General features: G+C 61.5%; 1 protein-coding gene. It reads right to left on the reverse strand.

Going from position 1 to position 1,234, the window contains the following annotated elements; all coding sequences use genetic code 11:
- Positions 1 to 23 precede the first annotated feature (23 nt).
- The gene (locus tag AGI3411_RS30010) at positions 24 to 1,154 is read right to left on the reverse strand and encodes an IS481 family transposase (protein WP_129530935.1); all 1,131 of its coding nucleotides are present in this window, start codon (positions 1,152 to 1,154) and stop codon (positions 24 to 26) included.
- Between the last annotated feature and the right edge of the window lie 80 nt (positions 1,155 to 1,234).

Here is a 1,234-nt window from a genome sequence, read left to right on the forward strand (position 1 = left end):
ACATGGGTAACAGGTTGATCAGCTTACTTCATGGCCTTCAGATCCACTTGTCCGAGGCAGTGATGGCAGAAGAGGATGTCGAAGGAGCCATCCTCGTCTCGCCTCGGTCTGAAGGCGACATATTGACCACGTAATCCGGCCGATAGACGCAACTGTCGCCCTTGTAGGTCGACCCACCCTCCGTACTGGACCTTGCGCACCAATGTGTCCGCGGCGTAAACGATGGGCGGCAGAACCCGTGGCATCGAGCGTACGCTTGGCCGATAACGTTGCGCGGGCGTTTGCATGTCTAGCGCCTGGTGTGGGCGCTCGTGGTTGTAGATTCGACGCCACGGATCGAACTGGCGCTGGGCATCGTCCAGATCTCGGAAGCGCCGAGTACCGAGGACCTCAGCCTTGAAGGTGCGATGGAAGCGCTCGTCCTTACCGTTACTCTGCGGATGTGCGGGCCTGCTATGCGTCAGCTCGATGCCAAGCCGTATGAACCAGACAGCCAACCGCGTCAACGCATCCATGCCTGAGGCGGCCCAAGGCGTGCCGTTATCGGTGTTGATGCGCCTGGGCAGGCCGTAGCGGAAGAACGCTTGCAGTAGCGCGGCCTGCACTGGCTCGAAGCGTTCGGCAGCCATGGCCTGCAGAACGATGTTGTAACGCGAGTGGTCGTCGATGACCGTCAGCGGATGGCAACGCTGCCGGTCCGTGGCGAAGTGACCCTTGAAGTCCATCTGCCACAGGTCGTTGGGGGCTTCGTGCTCGAACCGCTGCCAGGCCCTGCCTGAGCCGGGCGGGGTATCTGCCAAACATCCATGGCGACGCAGCACCTCCGTGACGGTGCTGGGTGCGAGCCTTACCCCTTGATCGCGTAACAGCACATGGGCGATCTTGCGCCCGCCCCAGGCCGGATGACGTTGCCTGACCTCAAGGACCTGAGCCTCAAGCGCCTCGGCTGTACGCCCCGGTGTGTGCCGAGGGCGCCTCGATAGCGGTTCAAGCCCGGCTGGCCCGTGCTGTTCATGGCGGCCAAGCCACTTATATCCAGTCTTACGACTGATGCCGAAACGCCGGCACAGCTCGCTCATGTTGGCGTTAGCCTGCCCGGCCAACGCCACAAACTCGGTCTTCTGATCGTTCACGGTAACAGGACTCCAAGGCATGGAACTCTCCCGGGCACCTAACCCGGAAAAGTGTCACCCATGTCCTCGTACACCTGTTACCCATGTCCCCGGTCCATACA

It is taken from the genome of Achromobacter agilis, from assembly GCF_900496965.1.
In the GTDB taxonomy this organism is placed as follows: Bacteria; Pseudomonadota; Gammaproteobacteria; order Burkholderiales; family Burkholderiaceae_B; genus Achromobacter; species Achromobacter agilis.